General features: G+C 36.7%; 30 protein-coding genes. 28 read left to right on the forward strand and 2 right to left on the reverse strand.

Annotated elements, in window-relative coordinates:
* Window positions 1–113 precede the first annotated feature (113 nt).
* The gene (locus K6119_RS10665; protein WP_221839141.1) at window positions 114–683 is read right to left on the reverse strand and encodes a hypothetical protein; all 570 of its coding nucleotides are present in this window, start codon (window positions 681–683) and stop codon (window positions 114–116) included.
* A gap of 190 nt (window positions 684–873) precedes the next feature.
* On the opposite strand from K6119_RS10665, the gene K6119_RS10670 reads away from it, so the two are divergent.
* The 11 genes from K6119_RS10670 to K6119_RS10720 all read left to right on the forward strand — a co-directional run bounded on the left by K6119_RS10670 (window position 874) and on the right by K6119_RS10720 (window position 8,343).
* Window positions 874–1,398 carry a hypothetical protein gene (locus tag K6119_RS10670; RefSeq protein WP_221839143.1) on the forward strand — a complete coding sequence of 175 codons (525 nt, stop codon included), beginning with the start codon at window positions 874–876 and terminating at the stop codon, window positions 1,396–1,398.
* A gap of 228 nt (window positions 1,399–1,626) precedes the next feature.
* Window positions 1,627–2,022 carry a hypothetical protein gene (locus K6119_RS10675; RefSeq protein ID WP_221839145.1) on the forward strand — a complete coding sequence of 132 codons (396 nt, stop codon included), beginning with the start codon at window positions 1,627–1,629 and terminating at the stop codon, window positions 2,020–2,022.
* A gap of 227 nt (window positions 2,023–2,249) precedes the next feature.
* Window positions 2,250–2,705, forward strand: a complete 456-nt coding sequence (locus tag K6119_RS10680; protein ID WP_237827995.1) for a hypothetical protein — start codon at window positions 2,250–2,252, stop codon at window positions 2,703–2,705.
* A gap of 189 nt (window positions 2,706–2,894) precedes the next feature.
* The gene (locus K6119_RS10685) at window positions 2,895–3,557 is read left to right on the forward strand and encodes a hypothetical protein (RefSeq protein WP_221839095.1); all 663 of its coding nucleotides are present in this window, start codon (window positions 2,895–2,897) and stop codon (window positions 3,555–3,557) included.
* 244 nt (window positions 3,558–3,801) lie between these two features.
* On the forward strand, window positions 3,802–4,275 hold the full coding sequence (locus K6119_RS10690) for a hypothetical protein (RefSeq protein WP_221839096.1): 474 nt from the start codon (window positions 3,802–3,804) through the stop codon (window positions 4,273–4,275).
* Window positions 4,276–4,481: 206 nt separating this feature from the next.
* Window positions 4,482–4,889, forward strand: coding sequence for a hypothetical protein (locus K6119_RS10695; protein ID WP_221839097.1), 408 nt, complete (start codon window positions 4,482–4,484; stop codon window positions 4,887–4,889).
* 186 nt (window positions 4,890–5,075) lie between these two features.
* A complete protein-coding gene (locus K6119_RS10700; RefSeq protein ID WP_221839098.1) occupies window positions 5,076–5,432 on the forward strand; it encodes a hypothetical protein in 357 nt (118 codons plus the stop codon).
* A 183-nt stretch (window positions 5,433–5,615) separates the two neighbouring features.
* Complete coding sequence (locus tag K6119_RS10705; protein ID WP_221839100.1) at window positions 5,616–6,038, forward strand: hypothetical protein; 423 nt, start codon at window positions 5,616–5,618, stop codon at window positions 6,036–6,038.
* A gap of 159 nt (window positions 6,039–6,197) precedes the next feature.
* Window positions 6,198–6,824 (forward strand): DUF4304 domain-containing protein, encoded by a 627-nt coding sequence (locus K6119_RS10710; protein WP_221839102.1) that lies wholly within the window; start codon window positions 6,198–6,200, stop codon window positions 6,822–6,824.
* Between the two features lie 247 nt (window positions 6,825–7,071).
* The gene (locus tag K6119_RS10715) at window positions 7,072–7,704 is read left to right on the forward strand and encodes a hypothetical protein (protein WP_221839104.1); all 633 of its coding nucleotides are present in this window, start codon (window positions 7,072–7,074) and stop codon (window positions 7,702–7,704) included.
* Window positions 7,705–7,902: 198 nt separating this feature from the next.
* Window positions 7,903–8,343, forward strand: coding sequence for a hypothetical protein (locus K6119_RS10720; RefSeq protein ID WP_221839106.1), 441 nt, complete (start codon window positions 7,903–7,905; stop codon window positions 8,341–8,343).
* A gap of 186 nt (window positions 8,344–8,529) precedes the next feature.
* Here K6119_RS10720 and K6119_RS10725 read toward each other — a convergent pair whose 3' ends face one another.
* The gene (locus K6119_RS10725; protein ID WP_221839107.1) at window positions 8,530–9,084 is read right to left on the reverse strand and encodes a hypothetical protein; all 555 of its coding nucleotides are present in this window, start codon (window positions 9,082–9,084) and stop codon (window positions 8,530–8,532) included.
* 249 nt (window positions 9,085–9,333) lie between these two features.
* On the opposite strand from K6119_RS10725, the gene K6119_RS10730 reads away from it, so the two are divergent.
* The 17 genes from K6119_RS10730 (at window position 9,334) to K6119_RS10810 (ending at window position 22,493) form a co-directional block, all read left to right on the forward strand.
* Complete coding sequence (locus K6119_RS10730; RefSeq protein WP_221839109.1) at window positions 9,334–9,858, forward strand: hypothetical protein; 525 nt, start codon at window positions 9,334–9,336, stop codon at window positions 9,856–9,858.
* Between the two features lie 197 nt (window positions 9,859–10,055).
* Entirely contained in the window at window positions 10,056–10,655 is a 600-nt protein-coding gene (locus K6119_RS10735) for a J domain-containing protein (RefSeq protein WP_221839110.1), read from the forward strand.
* Window positions 10,656–10,667: 12 nt separating this feature from the next.
* Window positions 10,668–11,243 carry a hypothetical protein gene (locus K6119_RS10740; RefSeq protein ID WP_221839111.1) on the forward strand — a complete coding sequence of 192 codons (576 nt, stop codon included), beginning with the start codon at window positions 10,668–10,670 and terminating at the stop codon, window positions 11,241–11,243.
* A 191-nt stretch (window positions 11,244–11,434) separates the two neighbouring features.
* The gene (locus K6119_RS10745; protein ID WP_237827996.1) at window positions 11,435–12,184 is read left to right on the forward strand and encodes a hypothetical protein; all 750 of its coding nucleotides are present in this window, start codon (window positions 11,435–11,437) and stop codon (window positions 12,182–12,184) included.
* 199 nt (window positions 12,185–12,383) lie between these two features.
* Window positions 12,384–12,839, forward strand: a complete 456-nt coding sequence (locus tag K6119_RS10750) for a hypothetical protein (RefSeq protein ID WP_237827995.1) — start codon at window positions 12,384–12,386, stop codon at window positions 12,837–12,839.
* Window positions 12,840–13,021: 182 nt separating this feature from the next.
* Window positions 13,022–13,387: a hypothetical protein gene (locus K6119_RS10755; RefSeq protein ID WP_221839120.1), complete on the forward strand. Its 366-nt coding sequence runs from the start codon at window positions 13,022–13,024 to the stop codon at window positions 13,385–13,387.
* 192 nt (window positions 13,388–13,579) lie between these two features.
* Entirely contained in the window at window positions 13,580–14,362 is a 783-nt protein-coding gene (locus K6119_RS10760) for a hypothetical protein (RefSeq protein WP_221839122.1), read from the forward strand.
* 192 nt (window positions 14,363–14,554) lie between these two features.
* Complete coding sequence (locus K6119_RS10765; protein ID WP_221839123.1) at window positions 14,555–14,923, forward strand: hypothetical protein; 369 nt, start codon at window positions 14,555–14,557, stop codon at window positions 14,921–14,923.
* 161 nt (window positions 14,924–15,084) lie between these two features.
* A complete protein-coding gene (locus tag K6119_RS10770; RefSeq protein ID WP_221839124.1) occupies window positions 15,085–15,831 on the forward strand; it encodes a hypothetical protein in 747 nt (248 codons plus the stop codon).
* 322 nt (window positions 15,832–16,153) lie between these two features.
* Window positions 16,154–17,107, forward strand: coding sequence for a hypothetical protein (locus K6119_RS10775; RefSeq protein WP_221839127.1), 954 nt, complete (start codon window positions 16,154–16,156; stop codon window positions 17,105–17,107).
* A 359-nt stretch (window positions 17,108–17,466) separates the two neighbouring features.
* On the forward strand, window positions 17,467–18,120 hold the full coding sequence (locus K6119_RS10780) for a hypothetical protein (protein WP_237827997.1): 654 nt from the start codon (window positions 17,467–17,469) through the stop codon (window positions 18,118–18,120).
* Between the two features lie 173 nt (window positions 18,121–18,293).
* Window positions 18,294–19,151 (forward strand): hypothetical protein, encoded by an 858-nt coding sequence (locus K6119_RS10785; RefSeq protein ID WP_221839035.1) that lies wholly within the window; start codon window positions 18,294–18,296, stop codon window positions 19,149–19,151.
* 324 nt (window positions 19,152–19,475) lie between these two features.
* Window positions 19,476–20,123, forward strand: coding sequence for a hypothetical protein (locus K6119_RS10790; RefSeq protein WP_221839033.1), 648 nt, complete (start codon window positions 19,476–19,478; stop codon window positions 20,121–20,123).
* A 30-nt stretch (window positions 20,124–20,153) separates the two neighbouring features.
* Window positions 20,154–20,573 carry a hypothetical protein gene (locus K6119_RS10795; protein WP_221839032.1) on the forward strand — a complete coding sequence of 140 codons (420 nt, stop codon included), beginning with the start codon at window positions 20,154–20,156 and terminating at the stop codon, window positions 20,571–20,573.
* A gap of 4 nt (window positions 20,574–20,577) precedes the next feature.
* Window positions 20,578–21,273 (forward strand): hypothetical protein, encoded by a 696-nt coding sequence (locus K6119_RS10800; protein ID WP_221839031.1) that lies wholly within the window; start codon window positions 20,578–20,580, stop codon window positions 21,271–21,273.
* A 159-nt stretch (window positions 21,274–21,432) separates the two neighbouring features.
* The gene (locus K6119_RS10805) at window positions 21,433–21,933 is read left to right on the forward strand and encodes a hypothetical protein (protein ID WP_221839030.1); all 501 of its coding nucleotides are present in this window, start codon (window positions 21,433–21,435) and stop codon (window positions 21,931–21,933) included.
* Window positions 21,934–22,130: 197 nt separating this feature from the next.
* Window positions 22,131–22,493, forward strand: coding sequence for a DUF2200 domain-containing protein (locus tag K6119_RS10810; RefSeq protein WP_221839029.1), 363 nt, complete (start codon window positions 22,131–22,133; stop codon window positions 22,491–22,493).
* Window positions 22,494–22,501 lie beyond the last annotated feature (8 nt).

A 22,501-nucleotide genomic window follows, 5' to 3' on the forward strand; every position in this document is an offset into this window, starting at 1 on the left:
CCATATCCTGGGGTGCCATCACGGTCGGACAGCCAAAGTCCGGGGTTTTTCGCCTACACACTCGCACGCAATAAATTGCTAGCTTTGCTCAAACGTTATGAGTAATTACAATTTTACTTGCATGATTCATAACGGAAAGCAGTCAAGAGTTTTTGAATAGCTACTTGTTCTACTTCGAGAATTCTTCCCTTGAACATTTCTTTTTCAACTCGAAATTTATTTTCGGAAAGATTTCCAAAATGGTTGAAGTCTTCAGAATTTAAAATTTTATCTATTTGTAAATAATAATCCTCTGGATAATCCAAGGGATAATGAAATACAATAGAATTTACTTCTTGCTTGAATTCTTCAACAGATTCAATAAAAGAGTTTAATTCAAAAGAATTATATGTTAAGGTTGAATCTATATTTTTCCTGAACCTACTACAAAACTCTCGTAATTCAAAAACACTTGAATCGACAGATTCAAAATTAGGAACGTTACCATAAACTGTCTGTCTGGCCCGAACTACATCAACTTGCCAATAAGAAAAATTAATATTTTCGGAAATACGCTCGTTTGTTGTCCTAATTGAGTTTTCTAACTCCAATGAATAATCCTTATTTATAGCAGGAATATCGACTTGCTCTTCTGACTCACAAGAAAATAAAACAATCAAACTTGTTAGGACTAGTATACGCATGACATAAATGTATGGAAAACTACTCATAACACAGTAAGCAAAGCTCACGTCCGACACTTGTCCATCTCACTTTTCGCCCAAAACGTGTCCATATAGTGGTTTTTGCCATTACACGGTCGGACAGCCATAATCCGGGGTTTTGGCCCGCGCACCTCGCGCCGGCATAAATGCCTATCTTTGCTCAAACGTTATGAGTAATTCAGATTACATACCTGAATCAATAGTTTTATCACACATTCTTTCTGTTTTGCTATCTCTCTGGGGCTTGGCATTGATCGGACTAACCATCTCAATTATGCTGACCGTAAAGGAAAATGAAGCATTATTCATTTATGGCACTACGGAATATAGCGAAGGGGACTTTAGTTATCTCAAATTATCCGTGAGATTTCACAGTACTTTAATTCAAGGAATATTAGCGTTTATTGGAGGTGTGTTAATGCTATTTCGTAAAAACATTGGTTGGTCAATAGCTCTCGCAGTCGGAATTATTGAAATCATAAGGTTTTTATGGTTCATTTTTGCGTTTGATCCAGATCCAGACATAAAAGAATTTTCAAAATTGCTTTCGGTCGGACTGGTGGCGTTCTTCATTATATTTTCATCTCTGTTGTTCTTACCCAGAATCCGAGAGCGCTTTACTGTTATTCGTAAAAATGGCTTGTCAGTACTTGTTATTTCTGCAGTAGTTCTACTTGACTACTTTCTGCTATAGAAAAACTACTCATAACATAATAGGTAAAGCCCACGTCCGACTCTCGTCCACGCGCTTTTCGCCCGTTATTTGTCCATAGTCCGGGCGGCCATCACTCAGTCGTACAGCCAGAGTCCGGGGTTTTTCTCCTCCGCACTTCGCACGCAATAAATTGCTAGCTTTACCCAAACGTTAGCTTCCATTATGATTAAGCGTGTTATACTTCTAGTAATATCTTCAATAATCATAATGGACATTGCTGTATTAGCTTTTTATTCTTCATACTGGAATAGCATAGGAGAAGTAATATATGCGTTTCTGGCTTATTTAGGTTATACTTTTTTTCCTTCCATAATTGGAGTCGGCATCTATTTAGGAATAACCAAACTCATTAAGAACAAGAATCAGTATTTGGAATTAATTATTAGAGTAATAATATTCGGAATCATTGTTCAATTGGCATTATGGATTTGGGCAATGCTGGAAATTTTTATTGACCATAAGTTCAATGAACTTTTAAAGCGAACTGCTGAGCTATATGAAAAATATTACCAAGATTTTATCCCTGTTGCTATTTTGATTGGTTTGACCATACCATTAACCGAATTCCTCTATGCAAAAACCAGAGTAAAAAACGTAAGCTAACACAATAGGTAAAGCTTACGTCCGACCCTTTGGCTGCGCTTTTTCCTCCCATTACTTGTACATAACCGGGTGGCCATCACGGTCGGACGCGCCCAGTGTCCGGGGTTTTGGCCTCCGCACTATCGCACGTGTTTTGTACTTGCTGCGCAAGCAACAAATCACTAGCTTTAGCCAAACGTTAGGGGTAATTGTCTGTAGGACAAAAACCAACCTAACGGACCCAAAACTTGAAAACAAAGCATATTCATATCGCTTACGGACTGACAGCTCTATTATTGCTGTTTATGTCTTTATTCACTGGAGCAACATTTGATATTGCATTGCATGATACATATGTAGTCATACCAAATTGGCACATTTTCATTGTGCTTTCATTTCTATTCGGACTGTACTTTATTGTCGCTTACCTACTTTACAAGAATTCAAGAGCTATGCGAAAAGTTTTGGGCCTAATTCATTGGTCAATTACTGTACTCGGACTAATTACGAGTGCATTGCTAGTTAAAAATATAATCAACGAAACACCAAGACGATACTATGATTATAGTGTGTATGATCCTGAAAATACTTACTCAAACTCTACAGACTTGAATTATGTCTTAGGGATAGTTCTAATCATCACACTAATCGCCCAACTGCTATTCGTTCTGAATTTGGTTTTAGCACTGACCAAAAAAGAGTGAAAAACTACCCCTAACATAATAACTAAAAATCATGTCCGACACTCTGGCCACGCTTCTTCCTCCCATTACTTGTCCATAGTCCGGGCGGCCATCACTCGGTCGGACAGCCAAAGTCCGGGTTTTTTGGCCAACGCACTTCACGTCGCAATAAATTGCTAGCTTTACCCAAACGTTATGAGGCATTGAAATATGACTTATTATAAATTAGAGAATGCTGTAGACACTGAAGAAACTGGTCCTGTTTACCCTCAAACTGATGGTCTTGTGGGTGAAGCAACTTTTTCTTCTGAAAATAGCTATCATCAGTTCAGTCGACTCAATTTACCTGAGAAATTTGAACCTAGGGAAATACTTAAATTTGCTCATTCTACAAAGCTCTCAGACTTTATCAGTAATGGAGGTCTTCTATCAGGAAAAGGGTTTATAATAAGTGAAAAAGCAAAAAACGTTTTAGAAAAACTTTCTATAGTTAATCACAGATTCTACCCACTACCTGTAGAACATAGAGGCCAGTTGATCAAAAACTATTACTGGTTCAAAATGTACGACCCAAATAGTTATGAAACAGTGAAATGGTCTGAAAGTGAATTCTTCGTAAAACGTTTTAGTAATAATCTTGGAGCGGTTGAACTTAATTCGTTTGAAGATTATCAAGAGAAGCGAAAAGATTTTCACCAGTTTGCTTTTTTTATCCCAAGCAAATTAGTTTCTGAGAAAAGACCTGAAGATATTTTCTATTTCGAATTTGGGAACACTGGAATTATAGTTAATCAGCACACAAAGGACAAATTTGAAGAGAACCAGCTCACGGGATATAAATTGACAAAGATAGACCACATTAGTTTTGTGTAAAACGCCTCATAACACAATAGCTAAAGCTAAGCGTCCTCCCTTGTCCAGCTCACTTGCTCCCATAACTTGTACAAAGTCCTAGTTTGGCCACCTCACGTAGGACGCGCCCAGAGTCCGGGGTTTGGCCAGCGCACTTTCGCACGTAATTTGCACTTGCTGCGCAAGCAACAAATTGCTAGCTTTACCCAAACGTTATGAGCCATTGAAAGATGTAACTTCAATCAACTTTTGAATTATTTATTAAATGAAGCTATTTGTTCGAATACTTTTAATTCTATTGCCCGTCAACGGAATATCTCAAAATGATAGTGTAAAAGTTAGTGAAACCTTTTTTTTAATGATATCCGAAGGAAGAGTAGATGAGAGGTATTCTATTGTTGATATAGATGACACAACAATATTAACATTGGACATTTTAGAAAATCAAATTATCGTAACCATCAAAAATTATGGACCTGATTCCTTATTTTCCAAAACGACCTGTCACCATATGCAATATTACTTTCAAGCTATGACAAATGATACAATTGTATTTTTAGGCAACAATAATTACTGTGATTATGGGGGCACTTGGAATCCTGTTGCAATAGGGCCTATGGAAGCCATTAAAACTCACTCTTGTACTTCGGAAAATTTAAAAATTGAAAGTATTGAAAAAATTAGAGTTCAATTTTATCTGAATGGAAGAGCTTATTACTCTAAGTGGTATGTAGTTTAAAACGGCTCATAACACAATAGGTAAAGCGCATGTCCTTCCCTTTTTTGCCATCACACTTGCACCCAAAGCGTGCCCATAAAGTGGTTTGTCCCACACACGGTCGGACAGCCATAGTATGGGTTTGGCCTACGCACTTCACGTCGCAATAAATTGCTAGCTTTACCCAAACGTTGTACGCAATTCCCATGATCACGTATCCATTACTAATGCTAAACAAGAAATTAACCGAGCGAGACGGACTTGCAATCTCAATCGGAAAACCTAGGATTAGTTTTGATCAGGGAAGACTTGAAGGAAACCGTGAACTAATTGGATCTCTTTTTTGCGACTCAAATGGAATTGTATATAAACTTATAGACATTGAAATCACAGGAAAAGATAAAAACCTTATTCGAGCAATGTTGTATAACAATTTCAAGTATCCTGAATGGGGAGAATATAAATTCAGGCCCACTAATGAGCATTATAATCTAGAGGAATTTAAGGAAATTGCGAAAGAACTGATGCGCCTAGAAACTTCAGAAGATGCCCAAGAAGAATATTGTGAGCATATTGAACAGTCGGACTCATTTGAAGCTGTCATTGACAATTTCATATTCGGTAGGCAGGAGTAGAAAACTGCGCACAACATAATAGCTAAAGTTAACGTCCGACCCTTTGGCCTCGCTTCTTTACGCCCATTGCGTGTCCATAGTCCGGGCGGCCATCACGGTCGGACAGCCAGAGTCCGGGATTTTTTGCCAGCACACTTCGCACGCAATAAATTGCTAGCTTTAGCCAAACGTTAGGCTTCATTAAAAATGGACAATACCAAAAATATGATTTTCAGAGCATCTCTCTGGGCTATTGGAGGTGTAATAGTTTTGAAAGTATTTGACTATATAAGAGGAGAGAACTCCCCATTTTTATGGTACATTCTTAACAGTGTCATTTTCTTTGTTATTGTAATAGTTCGCGAATATTTTGTAAACGGTTTCTTGTTTTCATTGTCAGAACCAGAAAAACAACTGACTAAAGAAGAGAATCTTAGGAAAATTTACTCAAAAAAATCTGACTCTGAACTCGAAATGCTTGTCTCTAGTGAAACTATAGAGGAAGAAGCAAAGATTATTGCTGGAGCTATTTTGAATTCGAGAAAAGGAAAAAACGAAGCCTAACACAATAGGTAAAGCACATGTCCTTCCCTTTTTTGCCAACTCACTTGCACCCATAACGTGCCCATAAAGTGGTTTGGCCTTCACACGGTCGGACAACCAGAGTACGGGTTTGGCCTGCGCACTTCACGTCGCAATAAATTGCTAGCTTTAGCCAAACGTTGTGCATCATTAACCAAGACTCAATTGACTCCAGAAGAAATAAGAACGAGATTTCAAGAATTCGTAGGTGATGAAGATTATATAAACTTCGTTCTATCTCTTTATGACAGGTTCCCTAGGCCAGAAAATCTTCATCTTTGGCAGGAAAAACTGCTTACGGACTTTTCAAATAAGTTCGGTACGGATCCAATAAACACAACTGATGTATACAAGATCTTTTCCCACTGTCCCATTCATGATTTTGAATTAAAACCGGACAAAGTTGTTATTGTAAACGGAAATGAAATAGCAGCTTCTATCCCGTATGAGAAGGAAAGAGAATTATTCCCACTGGCGAATGTAAATGCTCCCAGGGACTTGGATAGATTTGAATACCCAGAAAGTGTTGAAGTGGTCTACTGTGAAAGGTGCAGAGAGGTAAAAAACGCTGCACAACACAGTAGCTAAAGCATACGCCCGACCCTTTGGCCGGCACGCTTTCGCCCATTACGTGTCCACAGTCCGGGTGGCCACCACTCGGTCGGACAGCCAAAGTCCGGGGTTTTTCGCCTACGCACTCGCACGCAATAAATTGCTAGCTTTGCTCAAACGTTGTAAACCATTTACGTGAATACCCAAGACTTCAAAAAGCAAATAGGAAAATATCTTGGCGCAGAAATGCGTTCACTTGGATTTACCGGATCAGGTTTTGATTATCGAAAGGAATCTGGAGATTATATCCTTTTGGTTAGTCTGCATGGAGATCGTTTCGGTGGAGGCTTTTGGGGTGAATTTGGACTTCATTTTAAGGACTTAGACTCTGAATTTTACAAGGACCCTAAGAAAATAAATGTGTTTAATGTTTGGATTCGAGACAGGCTTAGAGGAAGAAAAAACTCACCAAAACGCTGGAACTACATGCAGACGGAGGAAGAAAACAAAACTCAAATTGACGATTTCATCCAGGCTTTAACAACACAAGTTATCCCATTATTTCAAAAACTAGAAAATGGAAAAGAATTTTTCTCGGACTTCCCCACGGGACTATTTGCATCTACAAAAGTTAAAATCGTTTCAGGTTTCAGTTGTGCTATGGCTCCATCCTATCGCATTGCATATTTAGGCGCTCTTTTCTATGAAAAAAGAGATCCTAAAAAAGCAAAGAAGTTTTTGAAATACGTAAAAAGCAGAATTTCACCTGAAGAGTTTCCTGAAATTCGAAACGACATCTCCAGATTAGAAAAAGTTCTATAAGTGATCTATTACTTCTAATCAAAACCCTATTGTGTAAAACGGTTCACAACATAATAGCTAAAGCTAAGCGTCCACCCTTGGCCGTCACACTTGCTCCCATTTGCTTGTCCAAAGTTTTGGTTTGGCCTAACTCGGTGGACAGCCAGAGTCCGGGGTTTTGGCCTGCGCACTTTCGCACGTAATTTGTATTTGCTGCGCAAACAACAAATTACTAGCTTTAGCCAAACGTTAGCTGTAATTAACCATTATGCCTGTTAAAAGTATTTCTGTAAAAAATATATATGAAGTTCTCAGCTATATTAGAAAAAGACCATCCTTTGTCGACAGCAACATAACTCATTTATGGTATTACTTAGAGGGATATCATTTCTCTTCTATCACTAAGAATACTGATTCATATGAAGTTTTTCCACAATTCTGGTATTTCCATGAATTCGTGAAGGAACACTATAATAGGAATGAATCAACAGCTGGTTGGAAAAACATAATTTTAAGGGAAAATGATGGTGATAATGAAAAGTCATTTTCTGTATTTTTCGAACTTCTAGAAGAATTTAAAAAGCTCTATGTTGAATCAATCAAAGTTGCTCAACTTTCTGAAGAAAATATCAAATTTCATCATTCAGATGAATGTGAGTTTAAAAGAGGAGATAACCTTCCAATCTGGAATGAACCAAAAGAAGTTTATCTGATCGAATATTCAAATTCATTTGGATGGTCTTTAATAATTAAACCGAGTGAGAACTTTCCGAATGAATGGTCAACAAGATATAGCTCAGAAGAAGAAGCTAAAGATAAAGTAAAAGGTTACTTTGGTGATTATTTGCAATGGGAAGCGTGCAGGGGTAATTTAAATGAACTTGCAACAAGTTTATATTAAAAAACTACAGCTAACATAATAGCTAAAGCTAAGCGTCCACCCTTGGCCGCCGCACTTGCTCCCAATGGCGTGTACAAAGTCCTGGTTTGGCCTAACACGGTGGACTCCCAAAGTACGGGGTTTTGGCCTACTCACTTTCGCACGCAATAAATTGCTAGCTTTAGCCAAACGTTAGGTAACATTAAAATTTAAAGAAAAATGGGGGCAGATATTGGACTATTGATCAAGTTGAAAAACGGTGAACCAGGGAAAAACATCACAATCTCAGATTTAGGAGGTGCGGATGATTTTTACCATTTAGTTATGGACGGGCACGCAAATTATATAGACCTTCAGTTATCAGACGAGACAAAAGAAAAAATTTCTTCTTATAAAATTGTCGAAGACTCATCAAGTCCAATGGGTGACGGCAGTTCTGAGGAGCCAATATTCCTAGCACCTTGGAAGTTAAAAAATATAGCTGAAGCGATTAGAACAGATCTAATTAGAAAGATTAATAAAGGTGAGTTCACTGTAAATTCTCAAAACCATTTGCACGTTCATAATATCATGCAAATTGTTGGAGGAATAATATCTATTTGCGGATACGTATCTGAATACAATCAAGATGAAGTAGCCTTAGTCTGTATCTGGTATTAGAAAACGTTACCTAACATAATAGCTAAAGCATACGTCCGACCCTTTGGCCGGCACGCTTTCGCCCATTACGTGTCCACAGTCCGGGCGGCCATCTCGGTCGGACAGCCAGAGTCCGGGATTTTTTGCCCACACACTTCGCACGCAATAAATTGCTAGCTTTAGCCAAACGTTAGCATTAATTACAGGCTAATTAATTGATTCTTCAAACTTTGACCTAAACTCAAGAACTAATTCTCGAGCGACTTCGACACAAGTTATTCTTAACTCGTTAATCGAATTTCGACTTTCACAAATAGTTTTTTCGTCAAAAGAAAAGTAATAGTCGAAATCTTTTATTTCTGCACTAAACTTATAGTGACTTAAATGTTCATTTATTTTATCCCACCTTTTCTTATAGTATTCTTTTTTACCGGCATAAGTGTTTGTAGTGTGTCCCTTCGATAAAGGAATCACATCCCCATTGAGATGACTAATATAATCCTCAAGTGGTTGATAAATGTCTCCTAATTCTGCAATTACGGAATCCATTTCTTCTTTTGAATTTATATTTGCTGCAATTATTAAAACTTCACAAGAACTACGAATACTGTCATATTCAGCATAAACTTCCTCAAATAAAATGTCAAGGGAATCCGAATGAAAGCATTCTTCTTCAACTTCTTGACTCGCATTATCAATTGAAACGGAATCGGAACCGCATGCACAAACAAAAGGAAGAATTAATAGGGTTAAACGCCACATAAAAAGTGTTTTACTCAAAGTTATGGAATAAAAAACTAATGCTAACACAATAGGTAAAGTTCATGCCCGACACTCTGGCCACGCTTTTCCCTCCCAGTACGTGTACATATCCGGGCTGCCATCACTCGGTCGGACAAACCAAAGTCCGGGGTTCTGGCCACCGCACATCAAGACGGCATAAATGCCTAACTTTACCCAAACGTTATGAGCCATTGGCGTCAAAACGTAATATTAAATTCCCAGAACTTGATGAATAAGAAATTAATAAAAGCATCAGGAATTTTGCTGGTGTTAGTCGGAGCAGCACAGTTGGTACTTACCTATTTTGGATTTAATGCTTACCAACTACTCCTTGAACACAATCGGGCATATTTTGAGACGAATTCAATTGACCCGTCCACTTGGAATATTATCTGGTTACTTCATGATACATGGATTCTTGGACTTGCTGCTCTCTTGGCTGGAATTCTAATTTTCTGGCACAGCATTTATACATGGAGTTTCTTTTTAGCAACTTGTATAACACTATTAATTGATTCAGGAATATCCTTATATCAATATCAATTTCGAAAAATCGAAGTAGCCGAGTTAGGCATTGCTCAATATGAAAACTTGATTTTGATGGTTTGGATTATACCATTAGTTGTATCAATCCTCGGACTAGCAATAGCCCTAAACAAAGTTGAATTGAAAAGTTTACCAACTGCACCGAAAAAATGGTATTACTCGCTTGCAATGACAATAATACTAATCACCCTTGTATTCATAGTGTGAAAACGGCTCATAACACAGTAAGCAAAGCTCACGTCCGACACTTGTCCATCACACTTTGCGCCCAAAACGTGTCCATAAAGTGGTTTTTGCCATCACACGGTCGGACAGCCAGAGTCCGGGGTTTTTGGCCAACGCACCTCGCGCCGGCATAAATGCCTATCTTTGCTCAAACGTTAGGAAGCAATTAAATAATCACTTTGGAAAATCTATATGACATACTTGAAATTGATATAGATGCGGAAGAAAAAGTTATTAAACGGGCCTACAGAAAACTTGCTTTGAAATGGCATCCTGATAAGAATTCCGATCCAACTGCCCACGACAAATTCATAAAAATTAATGAAGCATATGAGATTCTTTCGAATCCCGAAAAGAAAGAAGTATATGATTCGTTATTGCGTGATGAATTATTAAAATCTGTAATTACAGTATACTCGAAGGAATCCGAAAAAGAACATGATTACAATTCATTTAATCAATGGAAACATGAAGCGAAGATGTCGGCCAATGAAAGGGCGAAAATGCCATTTCAAGAGTTCAAAGAATTTGTCGGAGACATTGTAAGAGGTACAATTAACTTCTTTAATGTCATTTTTATGGGGGCCATGTATATAGCATGGGGTCCATATGGTTTGATTTATTCAATCATTAAATTGGTGGAAGTAATCAATAATTTTGGAACTGAAAATGTTGGAATTTGGCAAGTATTTATTACCATAGTTTTTGTCTTAGTCACCTCTTTTGTTACGTTAGGTGGAGGTGTCGCTATAGTTAAGTTTCTAAGAGACAATCTATAAAACAACTGTATTATGGCAATCAAGAATAATAAAGAACTTGAAGAGAAAGTAAATGAAGTAAGCGCTCTGCTTAAAGAAATCAGTAAATACATTGGAGCTTCCACGGAAGATATAGATCGGAAATATAAAATCGAGTTTCCCAGAGGTTATATAAGAACCGCAGAACAGTTCAGATTAAAACTCACTTGTATTGAAGATTATACGACCAAAACTAATATTGCTTATCAGTTAATGCTGTCGGACTTATTTACTTGGCTCTTGAATCGAACAGACATATTTGGGACAGTTAAAGAAATGATTATCAAATATCAAATTGCCATAATGGGATCCATAGTTGAAACAATCACCAAGCAGTACGTTCCGAGTAATAAGAAAGGATTTACGAAAAGGATTGATAAAATGGTGGAGGAAGAAATTATAACGGAACATATTGGTGACGAATGCAAATGGTTGTGGGAAATTAGAACAGGTATTCACCTTTTTGAGTTGTCGGAGCAAGAATATGGAAAATATAAATCTGAACATTTCGATCGAGCTACTTTAGCTGCTAGAGCACTGATATCGCATTTAAATTCCAACAAGGAGTAGAAAACTGCTCCTAACACAATAGGTAAAGTTCATGTCCGACTCTCTGGCCACGCTTTTCCCTCCCAGTACGTGTACATATCCGGGCTGCCATCACTCGGTCGGACAAACCAGAGTCCGGGGTTTTGGCCACCGCACATCAAGACGGCATAAATGCCTAACTTTACCCAAACGTTAGGCACAATTGTAGTTAAATGAAATCAATCTGGTTTATTGTATTTATGTTTTCGAGTTTACAGTCCTACTGTCAAACTGAACTTCTTGAAAAATTAGACACTGTTGATTTTGGAACGGCAAATTATCATATCATGCAGAAGCATGATTTTAGTGTATATAAAGTATATACCAAGGAAAATGATAGTTTGATACTCTTAAATACAAACACTTTAAATTATAATGACTCTACAGTCACGAGTACATTATATGATTATAAAAATGGAAAAATAAAGACTCAAAAGTCAACTCACTCATGGATTCCAATTGATTTAAAGCAACATTCACCAGATTCAGTTTTGAATTCGCCAACAAGTGACAGCACTATTTTTATTTATGATGAATTGGGTCGTCTTATCCAAAAGATCGTTGTTTATCCTTATTCAATAAACAAGGTGAAAACTGAATCATATTTTGGTTATCTGGACAGCACTTATTATTTGACATTTGAGATTCGTAAGAGCTCAAATTTGAATCGTTATCAAGTGAATACCACAATAATTAATTATGAGTATGACGTAAAACCTTGTCTCAATGAAGACGGAAGCATTCTTTGTTATGTAAGAAGGAAATATGTTTATGAATCTGATCGAAAATCAACTCTTAATTTAATGGAAGAAGTTTATATAAATGAATATGGTCTTCTCAAAGAATCACATAGTTATGACATAAACGACAGTTCTGTTGTCCACCACTACTATCATTTATATAAAAAACTGTGCCTAACATAATAAGTAAAATTCATGTCCGACACTTGGCCAGCCCGCAAAGCGCCCAGTGACGTGTAAAGTATGCTGGGGCCAACTCACGTCGGACAAAAGAGGATCGTGGTTTGGCCGGCGCACTTCATGTCGCCATAAATTGCTAATTTTACTCAAACGTTAGGGGTAATTGTCTGTAGGACAAAAACCAACCTAACGGACCCAAAACTTGAAAACAAAGCATATTCATATCGCTTACGGACTGACAGCTCTATTATTGCTGTTTATGTCTTTATTCACTGGAGCAACATTTGATATTGCATTGCATGATACATATGTAGTCATACCAAATTGGCACATTTTCATTGTGCTTTCATTTCTATTCGGACTGTACTTTATTGTCGCTTACCTACTTTACAAGAATTCAAGAGCTATGCGAAAAGTTTTGGGCCTAATTCATTGGTCAATTACTGTACTCGGACTAATTACGAGTGCATTGCTAGTTAAAAATATAATCAACGAAACACCAAGACGATACTATGATTATAGTGTGTATGATCCTGAAAATACTTACTCAAACTCTACAGACTTGAATTATGTCTTAGGGATAGTTCTAATCATCACACTAATCGCCCAACTGCTATTCGTTCTGAATTTGGTTTTAGCACTGACCAAAAAAGAGTGAAAAACTACCCCTAACATAATAACTAAAAATCATGTCCGACACTCTGGCCACGCTTCTTCCTCCCATTACTTGTCCATAGTCCGGGCGGCCATCACTCGGTCGGACAGCCAAAGTCCGGGTTTTTTGCCCTCGCACTTCGCACGCAATAAATTGCTAGCTTTAGCCAAACGTTATGTGCAATTATGGGACTGAAACGGGCAATTGACCAGTATTCTGGTAACAATCAAACTTTAGAAGAACATTACGAATTCTTGAAAGGATACAATCCCATACTTTCACAAAACATGATTCAATGTCTTAAAGTTTTAAACGATAATCTGAAAAAAAGGGATTACTATGCATTCACTTCACATGAAACTTTAGTCTTTGTGGATGGACATAGATCGAATTCGAACCCTATAGCATTCGTTCAATGCAAATTTCAGCAACCAGAACTTCTTGAAGTGGGTATTTGTAAAGGACCAAATCTCCAAGATAGAGTTTTAACAAAGTCTGATCTGACCATTTCGGAAGCAATGGAAACTATATTGAGTTATTTGCAAAAATGAAAAACTGCACATAACACAATAGGTAAAGCGCATGTCCTACCCTTTTTTGCCAACTCACTTGCACCCATTACGTGCCCATAAAGTGGTTAGGCCTTCACACGGTCGGACAGCCAGAGTGCGGGTTTGGCCTACGCACTTCACGTCGCAATAAATTGCTAGCTTTACCCAAACGTTAGCATTAATTGAAATCAATTGAATAAATTTCTTTTAATATCAATGCTTGGAACAATTGTCTCTTGTTCTACAGAACCTACTAGTCCAGAAGAAGTACTTGAGGAATACATGACACTTATGTCGGAAGGGAAATGTGAAGATGCAATTGCATTAACTACAGAAAGTATTAAGCTTACCACGCAACAATCAAGTGACTCTCAATGCGAATCATGGGAAATGGAAATAATTTCAATTGACTGTAATACAGACGGTAATTCGTCTTTATGTTGCTACAAAGAAATAAGGTCTTCCATGGAAATGGAATTTGGATTCGAGCTTTTGAAAGAAGAAGATCAATGGAAAGTTGCTCATGCCCTCAAACCGTGGCCTTGTATAAAAAATTCTGAACCAGAATTAGGGATAGATTCGACAATACTTAAAGAACCAAATTGGAATTTGGGAGTCCAGTTCATTAATGAATACAAAAACTTTGTTGATACTAACACTTCGGTTAACCGCAAAATTGAATGGTTAAAAAACAGCAATTTTGTTTCAGATAATTTCTTGAATCACCTTCAACAAATGACTGACTCTGCAAATCAGATTGATCCTTTTATAGGCCTTGATTATGACCCAATTTTTGTAGCTCAAGATTATCCAGATGAAGGATTCAATTTAAAATCAACTGATCCCAAAACAAATTCAATGATTGTGCAAGGTATTGATTGGGTAGATTTTAAAATCAGAATTCGATTAATTGAAAATAATGGAGAATGGATGGTTGATGGCGCAGGAGATGTTAATCCCAGAGTAGAAAACTAATGCTAACATAATAGGTAAAGCCCACGTCCGACTCTCGTCCACGCGCTTTTCGCCCGTTATTTGTCCATAGTCCGGGCGGCCATCACTCAGTCGGACAGCCAGAGTCCGGGGTTTTTCTCCTCCGCACTTCGCACGCAATAAATTGCTAGCTTTACCCAAACGTTATGCTGCATTACGTTTAGACTCATTCATATGCAAACCATTTTCAATAAGGACGAATTCGAGAACATAATTTGCCAGAATGGTGAACATGTATTTTTCGTGCACTCTAATTGGGCAGGACAGAGCATATTCGGACTTAAAAAACTTGAATTATTGACGGAAAGATATCCTGATTTGAACATTACTATAATAGACAATCAGAACGCATCAGGTTTCATTCATGACTGGTTGAAGGACACCCAGAACAACTATTTAATTACCAAAAACAGACCCGCCGGAAGTTGGATCCATGGTAACGGAGAACTATTTGAAGTGCGTGATATGAAAATCACTTGGTTCCGACATGCCACAACGGAACTGAAGGAAGATCAATTAGAGTCACTGCTAAATGCAAGGTAATTTGTGATGGTGAAAAACGCAGTATAACACAGTAAGCAAAGCTCGTGTCCACGTTTGTCCAGCTATCCCGATAGCTATCTGGATCACACGCAATTCAACTACAATTTCATTTTCGTTGAACAAAGTAAATTGCTAGCTTTAGCCGAACTTTAGCTTTAATTATGCCCAAAACTCTATTACCTCTAATTGGACTTTTTACACTTGGAATCACTTCTTGTAAAAACGATTCTTCAGAAGAAAATATTGACGACAACCCAATAGTTGACAATTGCTATAATTCTCCTGATTCTTTGATTCGATATGGAATGGAACCACTATCGAAAAACACTACTGAAGTGGGCCTAATAGACATTAGAACTTGCTGGAAGTTAATAGAAAATGATTCTTTAAAACTTAAATTAGAACTCCGAGAACTACCTGACTCAGTTTTATTAAACAACCAGAATATTCCTTTTGGGTATTTCGAATATGGCCTTGAATTTGTTTTCCGAAATCAATCCGACACATCAGTAACAGACAACATAGTTTTCGCATTACATTACATGAGATCTGAATCAGACAGCCTTGAAAAATTAGTTTCTTTGGAAGAATATCTATCTGCATGCGCTCAGGAGGTTTACCATGAACAAACTGAACCAGGAGAATCATTTTGGGAAAGAGAAATGGATTATATAAAGATTAAACCCACAATTCAACTTGACACAAACATGATCCAGCTATGTTACTCAATAGATAGTTTATGTAAATACATTGATAATTATTTCACTGGAAGTTATGCTATGATGACTTCGTATAATGCCTCTAACGTTTCAGGCACCAACAACTTTTTGACAGATGTATTAACTTCCGACGGATCAATCAAACATAATTTTTTATATAATTCTTCAAGGTCAATTCCTGAAAACTAAATCTAACAAAATAGGTGAAATCACCCCCTCCTTCTTCCACGCACAATGCTCTCATTGGCTTCTACATTACCTGGTAGCCATCACACCTAGGACCGCCCAGAGTACGGGGTTTTTGCCAACGCACTTCAAGCTTTGCTTCGCTGAAGCTACGCGAAAGCGAAGACAGCATTCTACTTCAGCTTCGCTTCCGTAGAACAAGGTAAATGCCTACCTTTAGCCAAACGTTAGCATTAATTAAGATTTGACTAGATTTCTGATAATATTATCTCTCATTTGTCTTATATCATGTAGATCGGAAAATGAACAATTACAAGGAACTTGGATGTGTTCTTATGTTGGTCATTGGGAAAATGACAGTTTAAAATATGAAAGTCCTTGCCAAAAATTGATTGAATTTGAAGGTGACATAGTACACTGCAAAACTTTTAATAATTACAATCAAGAAACAACAGACACAATAATTTCTAGCGAATATGAATTTAAGAATCAGGTTGTCTATTGCAATAATGATTCTCTTGTTGTTACACATTTTTCTCAAGACAGTTTGGTATTTAGTTCGAATTATGATGAAACGAGATCAACTGTGTATAAACGAGTTCAAGCAATTGAATCTCCAAATCCAAAATTTGACTACCATCAACTATACGAATACAAGATCGCAACTTGGACTGATTCTATAGAATTTTGGTCGGAAAACACCCTGATGTTTCAAAATGAGCAATGGGCTCGGGATGGTGATCCAGCTATGTGGTATATCGCAGAATATAAATCCTTTAAATTCCTTTTTATTAATGGCCCGTTTCAGTCAAATTTTGAACCATTATTAATTACAGGAGTTGACTCAACCGGAATAAAATTTAAAATATTTAGTTTGAATGTCTTGGACGGAAAACTTGAAAAATTACCTGAATTAAAACCAAAAACAAATTTTATTGGAACTTGGATCGAAGAAGAAACTACAGATCGACTAGCATTCTTTCATTACTTAAAAAAGGATAGTTCTTTTAATTATAAAGATTCAATTGCAGAATTAAAATTCACTTCAGATAGCCTATATATATCCCAATTTGACCTTAAAGGAAATTTTAAAATTGAATCTAGTGTTTTAAAAACTCATGTCCGACTGGAATTAACGGAAAATATACCTGAAAGTGTCAGTGCACAGTGGCATGTAACTAACCCAACGGACTCTACACTCAAGGTCTATACCTATATAAATCATTACGGAACATCTGGAGTAGCAACAGTATGGTTTAAATTGAAAAACGGTAGGTAACACAATAGCTAAAGCTAACGTCCGATCCTTGGCCGGCGCGCTTTCACCCATTACGTGTCCATAATCCGGGCGGCCATCTCGGTCGGACAGCCATAGTCCGGGGATTTTTGGCCTGCGCACTCGTTCGCAATTTAGGTTTGCTGCGCGCACCATAAATTGCTAGCTTTGCTCAAACGTTAGGTTTAATTAATAGTTACCTTGAATTGTTGATGACATCAATTGGTAAATACTTATTTGCAGTGCTTAGGTTTACATTCTTTTTTCTTTTATTGGGTTCAATTAGTTTATTTGGTCAAGTTTGGCCGTCAAAAGGTATTAGCAATTTAAAGGGTAATGTTCTTCAAATTCGAGAAACGACAATGACGCCCGTAAAATCGAAAAAAGAACTTGGAACATGCGACACGAATTCAATTTCGATATACGTACTGAATAACCAAGGAACTTTATCCAGAGATACTTTTATAATTTGGCCTTTTGACATTTGGCCAAGCATGGACACTTCGATTACGGAGTATTTCTATAGTGACTCTGGACTTTTGATATCAGAGCACTATTGTGATCTTGGAAATGACTTTTGCAACGACAATATTTATGAGTTTAATCAAAATGGTCGACCATCAGCTGTAATTGTTTATTCTGCAAAAGGTGACTCTATTAGCAGAATGGAATTTGACTATAATACTGATGGATTAGAAGTTGAAAGAAGAATTTATAGTGCTTTTGTGATCGGAGGTAATCTACTCTACACTTATCAGTTTGAATATAATTCAAATCGTGAGATTACTAGCAGAAGATATTTTACAGCAGATGGAAAGGTTAAATCATACAATATATTTGAATATCAGAACGGACTTTATATAAAATCCATTGTAGATCCTACTAAAGGAAAAAAAATTATTGAAGAAATATCCTATGTATTTGACGAAGTCGGAAATTGGGTTTCAAAAACTTCAAGAGTGAATGGAAAAATAACGGGCTTTGTGACTCGGGAAATCATATATAAGAAAAACTAAACCTAACACATTAGCTAAAGCTAAGCGGCTACGCGAAGGCAATGCAGAATCCTGAGTTTTGGCCACGGCACTTCAAGCTTTGCTTCGCTGAAGCTACGCGAAAGCGAAGACGACATTCAACTACAGCAAAGCTCTCGTTGAACAAAGTAAATTGCTAGCTTTACCCAAACGTTATGGCATATTGGCGCACCATATTATTATTCTTCTCAATATTAATATTGCTTTCATTTACATTTGGGAACTCTAATGATACGATTGAACCTGTCAAACTGCATAGAACGATAAATTCTGAGTGTAACAGTGAACTTGACCCATTTCTCTTAATAGACCGTATAATTTCAAAGACATTCAAAGGGGATTCATTATTTCTTACTCTGGGTCTCAAGGAGAATTGTTGCATTGATTTCAATCCAGATATTAACTTTAAGAACAATGTTCTCGAAATCGAATTAGACACAACAACAGGTGAAAAAATCTTTTGTGCATGCAATTGTTGTTTTGAGTTAACTCTTGTACTAACTGGAATCACCGACACTTCATTCCAAGTAAAAATTGAAGACAATATTATTCCATTTAGCGAACATCCTTATGAAACCTATCCAATTCAGTTTCAAATTTACAATGGAGATACAATCAACATGTACAACATTTATGGTCTGAAACAAGGCATTTGGGTCAAATTTGATGATAGTACAGGTCAAGTTAAAAACAAGTTTTATTATGAGGGTATTGACACTGGACAACGACCAAAATGGCGCGAAAAATACAATAATCAAGGATCCTTGGAATCTCGTACACTTCGTGATACCACTTGGAAATTTGATGAAAATGAAAACATTACTTCGAAAATAGTGCGCTATAAACAACACGAACCATACTATAAAATTTGGCTTGAAGAAACAACGTATTACAAAAATGGGAACATCAAAAGCCACTGTGTATTTGGAGACATATTTAATCCTGAATCTATTGAAGCTGACACCTGTAGATATTGGAATAAGAAAGGCAAAGAAGTGAAAAACGTGCCATAACACAGTTGGTAAAGCCCACGTCCGACACTCGTCCATGCGCTTTCACCCAATACGTGTCCATAATCCGGGCGGCCATCATCAACTTCGCTGAAGTTATGTTGATTGAGAGCGGTCGGACAGCCATTGCTTTGCCGAAGCGACTACGCGAAGGCAATACAGAGTCCGGGTTTGGCCTACGCTCCCGATAGCTATCGGGATCACACGCAATTCAACTACAATTTCATTTTCGTTGAACAAAGTAAATTGCTAGCTTTAGTACACATTAGTTTTAAATAACAGTTGTTGCCACCAAACTTTGTTAAACAGTTTAACGTAATTAAAGGTATGACGACCCAAAACTTATTCATTCTTTTGATTGGATCATTGTTTCTTTTCTCTTGCAGAAAGGACAACGACATTTCTGATCCGGCTGAAAATTACGTTACACCTTGCTCCTATTTTCCAGCACATCCAGGAACATGGTGGAATTACAACTCAAATGTTGGACAAGTAACATTCGAAATTGATTCTACTGCACATTTGGTGGAAGAATCGTATCTTCCCTATTTTAAAAATCTAGATTGTTACATTAATGGCTGTGAATTTTATCATAATGCATATTATGGTCTTGGACAATCGGGGTATAAAGGAGCTCCAATAATTTTGGAGATGTATGGAAACTCAGGACTTCAAACTCTTTCTACAGTTTCTTTTGCAAACTTATTTGTCAATGAGTTTATTGCAGGAGGAGCAACCTCCATACAGCATAGGAGAGAACTTATAATTTCGGACACAACAGTTTCCAATCTGAATGGTCTGATGTTTAATAAAGTACTTGTCATGAAAGAATATGACATATATGATTCTACGCACTATTACCTGGAATACTTTGCTGAAAACGTTGGATTGGTGAAAAGAGATTCAATCAATATTAGCGACACCAATAACCTGATTGAAATTTTAACTTTAGACCAATTTTGGATCAATGATTAAAAACTTTAGCTAACATAATTACCGCAGTTAATGAGTTGTGTATTAAGAATAGAAGGAAAGCTATTTAGAGTTGATGAGTTTCTGGCGGAATCAAAACTTAACCCATATAATATCTACCGTTTAGGAGATGTATCAAAATTTGACAAAACGGGTAAATCACAAAGTGAAACCAGTGGCTGCTCTTTCGATCTAAGCAAAGCAGATTTTTCTGATTTTGACCAACAAATAAAAGATTCCATTAACTTCTTGAATAAGAATTATAATGAACTTAAATCAGTCTTTTCATTTGGCCTGAAGAAAGATGAAATACCTGTAATTGATTTCGGAATAGAATCTCGCATGCATGAAGTCGAAGTCCAATGCGATTATCTTGAACCAGAATTACTGAAACTTGCAGGTAATCTGAATTTCGGAATTGAAATATCTCAATATCATACCAGTGAGCACTAATTCCATGGACAAAATAATTCCTCTTCTTATTACGTTTTTATCCTTATTCATTTCATGCACTTCTGAAAAAGAAGAAGTTACAACAGGAGAAACTATTCTAGGGTTTTGGAAAGGAAAAGAATTTTTTTCTGGAACCTCTAACGGAATGGCTGACTGGGATCTTTATATTAGTAAAGACAGTGTTTTTGAACTCAATTATCCCACAGAACTTTATTACGGAACTTCTGTGAACATCAACAGCGATAGCATCACATGGACCCATAACAATCTTTCTTCAAAATTTAGTTGGGAAATAGAAGATTCACTCTTAATTCTTGTTGGGAAAATTAATAATAATATAAAAAACAGAACGGACAGTATTGTTTTTGTTAAGCGGGATATACAAACAAAAATTTTGAATGATCTAAAAAATAATGGATATAATTCCAAATACCTAGCCGACAACCTTTGGATCTTGGACAAAAAAGGCTATGAATCCAAAAATCCCAACTCAAGTATCTATGCACCAAAAGAAATACTAAATTTTAATGGTCAACCACACTTTCAGATTGGATTAAATAAATTCTTATATGAAGAGGACACTTTTGAAATAGTGTCTTTTTTTACTTATGATGTCGTTCAATTTGATAATACCGTTTTGTTATTAAATCATGTTGTTGGCTTGGACACCCTAATTATGATGTATTCTAATAAAAATTGAAAAACTAGTGCTTACAAAGTAGGTAAAGCACATGTCCGCTATTTTTTTGCAAACTCTCCCGATAGCTATCGGGATCACACGCAATTCAACTACAATTTCATTTTCGTTGAACAAAGTAAATTGTTAGCTTTAGCCAAACGTTATGCAGTATTATAGAAAATGAAGATCTACCTAGTACTTGTCCTTTCTATTGTTCTCTCTAGTTGTCAAATGGAAGTAGGAATGTCAGAGGAATCAGAATCAACAGAGGTAGTGGAAAATGAATCGAATTCAATCGAACCCGAAATAGTTAATATCAATTTACAGGCTAATAACGTTATTCTTTGGAATGAAATTCAAATTGACACTTCGGACTTACATGATTCTATTTCAACTCTGATAATTCGATCTATGTCCAATGGTTCAAGACAATTGGAACTAGATTCTATTGGTACAGTTAATAAAACCAATTATTTGATTTATCTCTATACGGAAAAAATGACTTCGTATGATTTTAATACAAGATTTAAAGAGGTCGTACGTAATTCAATTGACCTCATTAGAGAGGAAAAATCTCAACTTTTTTATCAAAAATCGTTTACTGACCTTTCCACGGAAAGACAATTAAATATAAAGAAGGTCGTAGAACAGTGCACAATCGAAAAAGTGTCACCAGAGTAAAAAACACTTCATAACACAGTAGCTAAAGCTAACGTCCGACACAATCAAGTTTTAAGTTCAGCCTTAAGGCTTATCTTAAAACACGACTCTGTTTCACTTCATCTTGGTGGTGAGTAAACGCTATGTGCTACGCTCGAATTTTATAACTTTACTCAAACCCAAAGATCCTGACACAATTTAACAGCAAATCAATTGAAATGAAAGAAACTGAAAAACACAATGAACGGATTGCCCAATTGGTTTTTGCCTCTGTTTATCCGCACTACGTTACAAAAATTCAGAAAAAAGGAAGATCTGTTGAAGAATTGCATGAAGTTATTGAATGGTTAACCGGTTTCAACGAAAAAGAACTTCAAAAGCTGATTGAAGAAAAAGTAACTTTTGAAACATTTTTTCAAAGAGCAAAATTAAATCCAAATGCGCAGCTGATTACAGGTGTAATTTGTGGATATAGGGTAGAAGAAATAGAAAACCCCTTAACCAAACAAGTAAGGTATTTGGACAAAATAATTGATGAATTGGCAAAGGGTAAGAAGATGGAAAAAATTTTACGTAAATGAATTTGATC

This window comes from Paracrocinitomix mangrovi (assembly GCF_019740355.2).
Taxonomy (GTDB): Bacteria; Bacteroidota; Bacteroidia; order Flavobacteriales_D; family Crocinitomicaceae; genus Paracrocinitomix; species Paracrocinitomix mangrovi.